This is a genomic window from Candidatus Sodalis sp. SoCistrobi (genome assembly GCF_900143145.1).
Taxonomy (GTDB): Bacteria; Pseudomonadota; Gammaproteobacteria; order Enterobacterales; family Enterobacteriaceae; genus SoCistrobi.
The window spans coordinates 1-8,533 of sequence record NZ_FRDB01000133.1 but is presented as its reverse complement, the minus strand read 5'-3'; the positions used below and the strand labels follow the sequence as shown (position 1 = coordinate 8,533).

The 8,533-nt window shown below is 57.5% G+C and carries 6 protein-coding genes and 1 pseudogene; 6 read left to right on the top strand and 1 reads right to left on the bottom strand.

Going from position 1 to position 8,533, the window contains the following annotated elements; translation table 11 throughout:
• Positions 1-163: 163 nt before the first annotated feature.
• Positions 164-1,929, bottom strand: a pseudogene (gene ycaO / locus CINSTRO3249_RS10030) (30S ribosomal protein S12 methylthiotransferase accessory factor YcaO).
• 159 nt (positions 1,930-2,088) lie between these two features.
• Here ycaO and serC point away from each other — a divergent pair.
• From serC to CINSTRO3249_RS16615, 6 genes are all read left to right on the top strand, one after another.
• On the top strand, positions 2,089-3,174 hold the full coding sequence (gene serC, locus CINSTRO3249_RS10025) for a 3-phosphoserine/phosphohydroxythreonine transaminase (RefSeq protein ID WP_074013178.1): 1,086 nt from the start codon (positions 2,089-2,091) through the stop codon (positions 3,172-3,174).
• A 402-nt stretch (positions 3,175-3,576) separates the two neighbouring features.
• On the top strand, positions 3,577-4,884 hold the full coding sequence (gene aroA / locus CINSTRO3249_RS10020) for a 3-phosphoshikimate 1-carboxyvinyltransferase (RefSeq protein ID WP_074013177.1): 1,308 nt from the start codon (positions 3,577-3,579) through the stop codon (positions 4,882-4,884).
• 107 nt (positions 4,885-4,991) lie between these two features.
• Positions 4,992-5,675 (top strand): (d)CMP kinase, encoded by a 684-nt coding sequence (gene cmk, locus CINSTRO3249_RS10015; protein WP_074013176.1) that lies wholly within the window; start codon positions 4,992-4,994, stop codon positions 5,673-5,675.
• Between the two features lie 114 nt (positions 5,676-5,789).
• On the top strand, positions 5,790-7,466 hold the full coding sequence (rpsA, locus tag CINSTRO3249_RS10010; RefSeq protein WP_025422804.1) for a 30S ribosomal protein S1: 1,677 nt from the start codon (positions 5,790-5,792) through the stop codon (positions 7,464-7,466).
• Positions 7,467-7,557: 91 nt separating this feature from the next.
• Positions 7,558-7,842 (top strand): integration host factor subunit beta, encoded by a 285-nt coding sequence (gene ihfB, locus CINSTRO3249_RS10005; RefSeq protein WP_074013175.1) that lies wholly within the window; start codon positions 7,558-7,560, stop codon positions 7,840-7,842.
• A 306-nt stretch (positions 7,843-8,148) separates the two neighbouring features.
• The gene (locus CINSTRO3249_RS16615) at positions 8,149-8,409 is read left to right on the top strand and encodes a hypothetical protein (RefSeq protein ID WP_125933166.1); all 261 of its coding nucleotides are present in this window, start codon (positions 8,149-8,151) and stop codon (positions 8,407-8,409) included.
• The last annotated feature ends 124 nt before the right edge of the window (positions 8,410-8,533 follow it).

Here is an 8,533-nt window from a genome sequence, read left to right as displayed (position 1 = left end):
GTCATATGCTGTTTAACCCGCGTCTGATATCGGCGGGTAAGGCGAGAGTCAATCCCGCCAACAGATAGGTTGAAATCATTCTGCAAAGTAATAACAGGTATCACGATAAATGTGTAGATACCTATGCCCTAAGGGCGCTGCCCGCGCCATCGCCGTGAAGCCGCTAGGCTGCCGACCAGAAGCGCCGTTTGGCCTGCTGTAATTTTTCATACGCGCCCAGCAGGGCCTGGTGCGCCGGCAGGGCCCGCAGATCGTCATCCAGCGCCGTCAGACCGTAGAACGGGTTCTGCCCCGCGAGCGCCGCAGTGGCGCTGTCCAGGGTCTGCGCGCCGTACAAACGTGCGAAGGCGTGCTGGTACTGCTCGGCAGAGCGGCCCTCATCGTCATCCTGCAACTGCAGCAGCGTCTGCAGGCAGCGGTAATAATTCTCGCGCTCAGGGCTGAATACCGATGCGTTGAAGTCTCGCGTCCATTCGACCCACAACAGCGCCTGCTCATGATCGCCGCCGGCCAGTGCCAGCATGGCCTTCAACTCGCCGACCCGCAGGGTAAACCAGCCATTATCCTTGCCGGTAGCAAGACCCAAAAGTTCACGCACCCGGGCAAAATCGTCCAGTCCCAGCTCATCAATCTGCTCGATCAGCGCCAGATAGCGCGCCTGCGGCCACTGGCTTGCCGGCAACTGGCAGAGCGTGGTGCGAAGACTGATAGCCATAGCATTATTGGCCAGCAGAAGGTCTTCGGCCGGATAAATATCCGACATCCCCGGCACCAGGATCCGGCAGGCATAAACGCCCAGATGTTGGTAATCGGCGATATAAACCTCGGTGTCGCGCTGGCGGAAAATGTCCATTAGTGTGGCGAACTCAGCCGCGGTGGTGCCGCTAAATCCCAGTCCGCAAAGGCATAATCCGCGTCCTGCTTGAACATATCCCAGGAAATCAAGCCGCTGGAATCAATAAAATGCGTTTCTAAGTTGGTCTGCTCGGCGACCTCCTGGTTATCGAAGGTCGGCGGCGTGAACACATCCAAATCTTTCAGGCCGCGTCCCTGCAGCAGCTCGGTTACCGTCCGCTCCAGCGCTACGCCGAAATCTGGATGGGCGCCAAAGGAGGCGAAACAGGTTCCGTTGGCAGGGTTGAACAGCACGACACAGATAACCGGGAACTGGCCGCCTAGCGAAGCGTCATAGGCAAAGATAGGGAACCCTTCGCCCTCAAGCGTCGCGATGGCTTCGACCACGCCGGGATAGCGCGCCAGAACCGGCTGCGGAATGGCGGGTAAACTGATGGCCTCGGCGATGATGCGGTTTTTAACGTAACGCTCGAACACCTCGGACAGGGCCTGTACCCGGGCCTCGCTGGCGGTATTGCCCGCCGACATGCCGTTGGACACATACAAGTTACCGACAATGTTCATCGGTATGTAGACCGTGGCGCCGTCGGATTGACGGCTGAAGGGCAGGGCGCAAATGCCGCGCGCGTTATTGCTGGACTGCAGGTCCACCAGGCCGCGCCCGGTCAATTCCCGGTCAGGGTCGTAAAACGCGCGCAGATGTTCGTCGAGAATACCGTCCGGCAGCCCGCCGCCGGCGGGAATGGGAAACCAGCGCTCATTGGGATAATGCACAAACTCGCCGCCGGCGACCGTGGCGCCGAGGTAAAAGTCGGCAAAAAAATAGTTGGTGGAGAGGCGTTCAAAATACTCGCCCAGCGCCGAGGCCAGCGCCGCTTTACGGGTAGCGCCTTTGCCGTTGGTAAAGCACAGCGGACAGTCGCGGTCGCGGATATGCACCGACCAGACATGGGGCACGGGATTCAGCCAGGAGGCTTCTTCAATCGTGAAGCCTAGCGCGCTGAGCTGCGCCTGGAAGCGGGCTATGGAATCTTCCAGCGCCGCGTCTTTGCCTGGAATAAAGGTATGCGTCATCAGGGTCACTTATTATCAACGGTAAACCGCCATAATACGGTGTTTTCTCCCTCGGCTCCATGTATTCTCTTACCTATCAGGCGTTGCGGCCGGCCGTGGGCGGTGTTAAAACCATGGTAGGTGTTTAGCGGTTTTACTGGCAAATCGTGGTGAGGGAAAATGAATCAGGTGTTTAATTTTAGCTCCGGCCCGGCAATGCTGCCGGCGGAAGTGTTGCGCAATGCGGAGCAGGAATTGTGTAATTGGCATGGCCTGGGCACATCGGTCATGGAAATAAGCCATCGCAGTAAAGAGTTTCTTGAAGTGGCGCACTCCTCCGAGCAAAACTTGCGCGAGCTGTTGGCTGTCCCCGACAATTATAAAGTCCTGTTTTGCCACGGCGGCGCGCGCGCGCAATTTGCCGCGGTGCCGATGAACCTGCTGGGCGAAGCCACCCGCGCTGATTATATCGATGGCGGATACTGGGCGCACAGCGCGATAAAAGAAGCGCAAAAATATTGCGACCCGCGGGTGATTGATGTCACCACCGAAATAGACGGTCTGCGCGCGATCAAACCGATGCGCGACTGGGCGTTATCCAACGACGGCGCCTATATACACTATTGCCCGAATGAAACCATTGATGGTTTGGCCATCGATGAGCTGCCGGATTTTGGCGACAGGGTGGTGGTGGCGGACTTTTCTTCCACGATTTTGTCGCACCCGCTGGACGTCAGCCGCTTTGGCGTGATCTACGCCGGCGCGCAGAAAAATATCGGGCCGGCCGGGCTGACGCTGGTTATCGTGCGCGAGGATCTGCTGGGCCGCGCGAGCAAAGCGCTGCCGTCTATTTTGGATTACAGCGTACTGGCCGAAAACGATTCCATGTTCAACACGCCGCCGACATTCGCCTGGTATCTGTCGGGGCTGGTATTCAAATGGTTGAAAGCCCAGGGCGGGCTGGCGGAAATGGATAAACGCAATCAGGCCAAGGCGTCTTTGTTGTATCGCACCATCGATGAGAGCGATTTTTATCGCAATACCGTCGCGCCGGCCAACCGTTCACGCATGAATGTGCCGTTCCAATTAGCGGACAGTCAACTGGATGCGTTATTTTTGCAGGAGTCTCTGACCGCCGGTCTGCATGCATTGAAGGGACACCGGGTGGTGGGCGGCATGCGCGCATCGCTATACAATGCTATGCCGCTCGAAGGCGTACAGGCGCTGGTGGACTTTATGCTCGGCTTTGCCCGTCGTCACGGGTAATTTACGCCAAGCCATCGCCGGGCTTAGGCGGCGGCCTGGAGCTTGACCGCTGGGATAAGCGGATCGCCACCAAAGCGTCCGGCACCGCGGTTAGCGGCCTTGGCCGGCGCCAGAGCGTTGGGCATTCCGGCTAGCGGCCTCGGCCGGCGCCAGAGCGTCTGGCACTGCGGCTAGCGGCCTTGGCCGGCGCCAAAGCGTCTGGTACTGCGGTTAGCGGCCTTGGCCGGCGCCAGTGCGTCTGGCACTAAGACTTAATAGCCTCGGCCGGCGCTGCGAGTAGGGCGTCGCCCTTTTTTCCCTGTCGTGGCGTAGCCGGCCACCGGGCCGGCCGCGAGCGAATTATCCTGGCGCCGGCCGGGTGCCGGCGCCAGGCGTTATTCTTTGTTGGAGAAAGTGTTACACATGCAGGATTCCCTGACCCTAAACCCCATCGCGCGCGTCGATGGCACCCTCAACCTGCCGGGTTCCAAAAGCGTATCCAATCGCGCCTTGTTACTGGCGGCGCAGGCCCACGGCACCACGCGTCTGACCAATCTGCTCGACAGCGACGATGTGCGCCATATGCTGACGGCCCTCGGCCAACTGGGTGTGAATTACCGTCTGTCGGCGGATCGCCGCAGCTGTGACATCGACGGCCTCGGCGGGCCATTGCGCGCGGATGAGGCGCTGACCCTGTTTCTCGGTAATGCCGGCACCGCCATGCGCCCGTTGGCCGCCGCGCTGTGCCTGCAGGCGCGGGACGTCACGTTGACCGGCGAGCCGCGCATGAAAGAACGTCCCATCGGCCACCTGGTGGACGCGCTGCGCCAGGGCGGGGCGCAAATAGATTACCTCGAACACGAGCATTATCCGCCGCTGCGTTTGCGCGGCGGCTATCAAGGCGGCGAGATTACCGTTGACGGTAGCGTTTCCAGCCAGTTTCTCACCGCCCTGTTAATGATGGCGCCGCTGGCCCCGCAAGATAGCTGCATCCGCATCAAGGGCGAACTGGTGTCCCGACCCTATATCGATATCACCCTGGCGTTAATGAAAAGCTTCGGTGTTGAGGTGCGGCACGATAATTATCAGGTGTTTTACCTCACCGGCGGCAGTGTATACCGATCGCCAGGGGAGTATCTGGTGGAAGGGGATGCCTCCAGCGCGTCGTATTTTCTGGCGGCGGCGGCGATCCGCGGCGGCACCGTGCGTGTGACCGGCATCGGCCGCCACAGCGTGCAGGGCGATATCCGCTTCGCCGATGTGCTGGAAAGCATGGGCGCGACGATTAGCTGGGGCGACGATTACATTGAATGCAGCCGGGCATCGCTGCACGCCATTGATATGGATATGAATCACATTCCCGACGCGGCGATGACCATTGCCACCACCGCGCTTTTCGCCAGCGGCGGCACCACTACACTGCGCAACATAGCCAACTGGCGGGTGAAAGAGACCGACCGCTTGACGGCGATGGCCACCGAGCTGCGCAAAGTGGGCGCGATCGTGACCGAAGGCAAGGATTATCTGGCGGTCACGCCGCCCGCCATACTGACCGCCGCCCGAATCGGTACCTATAACGACCACCGTATGGCGATGTGCTTTGCGCTGGTGGCGCTGTCGGATACCCCGGTGACCATTCTCGACCCGCAATGTACGCATAAAACCTTCCCGGACTTTTTTGCCCGGTTGGCGGCGTTAAGCACGCCGGCCTCGCCGCATTCGGCGCCATAATGGCGGGTAAGAGTAACGTTTACGCGTAATGAAGGGTATAATGCGGCGCACTGAAGTTTGAGGACTGTCTCAGGCTTTCACTCTCGTCGCGTTTAAAGGAGAAGACAATGACGGTTATAGCCCCGGTAATCACCATCGACGGACCGAGTGGTGCAGGGAAGGGGACGCTCTGCAAAGCGTTAGCAGAAACGTTACAGTGGCATTTATTGGATTCCGGCGCGATCTACCGGGTGTTGGCGCTGGCCGCCCTGCATCATCAGGTGGCTATCGATAGCGAGGAGGCATTGGTGCCGCTCGCCGCCCATCTTGACGTGCGTTTCGAGGTCGAGCAGGGGCAATTGAACGTGGTGCTGGAAGGGGAAGATGTCAGCCAGGCGATTCGCAACGAAACCGTCGGCAATACCGCATCGCAAATCGCCGCGTTTCCCCGCGTGCGGGAGGCGCTGCTGCGTCGCCAGCGCGCATTTCGCGCCGCGCCGGGCCTGATTGCCGACGGCCGCGATATGGGAACCGTGGTGTTTCCCGATGCGCCGGTGAAAATCTTTCTGGATGCGTCCTCGGAAGAAAGGGCGCACCGCCGCATGCGGCAGTTGCAGGAAAAGGGCTTTAGTGTTAACTTTGAACGCCTTTTATCCGAGATAAAAGAACGGGACGATCGCGACCGCAATCGCGCGGTGGCGCCGTTGATGCCGGCAGCTGATGCGCTGGTGCTCGACTCCACCCGCCTGACTATCGATGAAGTGATAGCCAAAGCGCTGGCGCACGCCAGGCAGATTCTGGCGCTATCGTAACGATATTGTGACTAAATTACCCTGCAGCGAGGATCGGCAGCGGGGCGTGTATAACAACCCCATCAAGCAGGATGCCGGATGGACGTTAATCAAAAAATCTGAAGATTATCAAATATGACAGAATCTTTTGCTCAACTCTTTGAAGAATCCCTGAAAGAAATCGAAACCCGTCCGGGCTCCATCGTTCGCGGTACCGTTGTGTCCATCGCGAAAGACGTGGTTCTGGTTGACGCCGGCCTGAAATCTGAATCCGCCATTCCCGTCGAGCAATTCCGCAACGCCCAGGGCGAGCTGGAAATCGAAGTGGGCGATCAGGTTGACGTCGCGCTGGATGCGGTCGAAGACGGTTTCGGCGAAACGCTGCTGTCCCGTGAGAAAGCCAAGCGCCACGAAGCCTGGCTGATGCTGGAAAAAGCGTATGAAGAAGCGGCCACCGTTATCGGCGTTATCAACGGGAAAGTCAAAGGCGGTTTCACCGTTGAACTGAACGGTATCCGTGCGTTCCTGCCGGGTTCTCTGGTCGACGTGCGTCCGGTTCGCGACACCCTGCATCTGGAAGGCAAAGAGCTTGAGTTTAAAGTGATCAAGCTGGATCAGAAACGCAACAACGTCGTGGTTTCCCGTCGTGCCGTTATCGAATCCGAAAACAGCGCCGAGCGCGATCAGCTGCTGGAAAACCTGCAGGAAGGCATGGAAGTCAAGGGTATCGTCAAGAACCTGACCGACTACGGTGCCTTCGTTGATCTGGGCGGCGTTGACGGCCTGCTGCACATCACCGATATGGCCTGGAAGCGCGTCAAGCATCCGAGCGAAATCGTGAATGTCGGCGACGAGATCACCGTTAAAGTACTGAAATTCGATCGTGAGCGTACCCGTGTCTCCCTCGGCCTGAAACAGCTGGGCGAAGATCCGTGGGTCGCTATCGCGAAGCGTTACCCGGAAGGCACCCGCCTGACCGGCCGCGTGACCAACCTGACCGACTACGGCTGCTTCGTTGAAATCGAAGAAGGCGTTGAAGGCCTGGTGCACGTTTCCGAAATGGACTGGACCAACAAAAACATCCATCCGTCCAAAGTGGTTAACGTGGGCGACGTGGTGGAAGTCATGGTGCTGGACATCGACGAAGAACGTCGCCGTATCTCCCTGGGTCTGAAGCAGTGCAAAGCCAATCCGTGGCAGCAGTTCGCTGAAACCCATAACAAGGGCGACCGCGTTGAAGGCAAAATCAAGTCGATCACCGACTTCGGCATCTTTATCGGCCTGGACGGCGGCATCGACGGCCTGGTTCATCTGTCCGACATCTCCTGGAACGTGGCCGGCGAAGAAGCCGTACGCGAATACAAGAAGGGTGACGAAATCGCGGCCGTGGTTCTGCAGGTTGACGCAGAGCGCGAGCGTATTTCCCTGGGCGTGAAGCAGCTGGCTGAAGATCCGTTTAATAACTACCTGTCTTTGAACAAGAAAGGGGCTATTGTTACCGGTAAAGTCACTGCAGTTGACGCGAAAGGTGCTACAGTTGAATTAGCCGGCGGCGTTGAAGGTTACCTGCGCGCTTCTGAAGCCTCGCGCGATCGCGTTGAAGACGCTACGCTGGTTCTGAACGTCGGCGACGATGTGGAAGCGAAATTCACCGGCGTCGATCGCAAAAACCGCGTTGTCAGCCTGTCCGTTCGTGCCAAGGACGAGGCGGACGAGAAAGAAGCCATCAGCACCGTGAACAACAAGCAGGAAGAAGGCAACTTCTCCAACGCGATGGCTGAAGCCTTTAAAGCGGCGACCAAAGGCGAGTAATAATAATGGGGGAGCGGAGGCGACTCTGCTCCTGGACGGTAGTTAAGGTGTTACGCTGCTCTCAAAAGAGACGCGTAAACTTGGAGGAATTATGACCAAGTCTGAGCTTATCGAAAGACTAGCTGGCCAGCACGCTCACATCCAGGCAAAAGTGGTTGAGGATGCAGTGAAGGAGATGCTTGAGCAAATGGCGACCACGCTCGCCAGCGGCGAACGCATCGAGATCCGCGGTTTCGGCAGTTTTTCTCTTCACTACCGTGCCCCGCGTATCGGCCGCAATCCCAAAACCGGTGATAAAGTGGAACTGGAAGGCAAATATGTTCCGCATTTTAAACCGGGTAAAGAGTTGCGCGATCGCGCCAATATCTACGGTTAACCGTCGCGGCCCAACGGCCGACATTATTGCAAACCTGAAAAAGCCCCTTACGGGGCTTTTTTTTTGCTTCTGCGTCGCGGGAGATCAGGTCAACAGCCGATAGGAGAACCGTGAGCGGAATCGATATTCTGTCAGGGTATTTAACACCGGTATTGATTCAGCGGAGGTTTATTACTGAAGGGATAAACGTGTGCTGTGATTGATGCCGGACGCCGTCCCGTTGTGAACGGTGATACTTTTACCCGTGCGATTATCGGGTGAAGCATAACGTGCAACGCGCACGATTAATCGTCTGAAGAGGTGAAGATGCCCATTGTTTTTTCAATGCCAAATAGAAATATATTGCTCAGTAACCATAAAGTTGCGCAAGTATTAAATGCCAATAACGTCAGGGAAGCAACGCGAATTACTCATTTGTCTGAATTTGTCAGCGCCATTATTGATTGGTTCAGAGGGGGAACGCATAAAAAAGAAATTATTGCACTGTTCCATGCCCTGCAGGAAAGTCAACATGGCGCAACCGAGATGTCCGACCAACGCCGTCTGGAAAAATTCACCCAGCTCTGAATCACCCCGGATAAATTAGAGTCTATACTTTAAAAGTGGAGGTCTCTATGACAACGACCAAACGTTACTCTCCGGAAGTCCGTGAACGGGCAGTTAATCTAGTGCTGGAAACTCAGCATGAGCA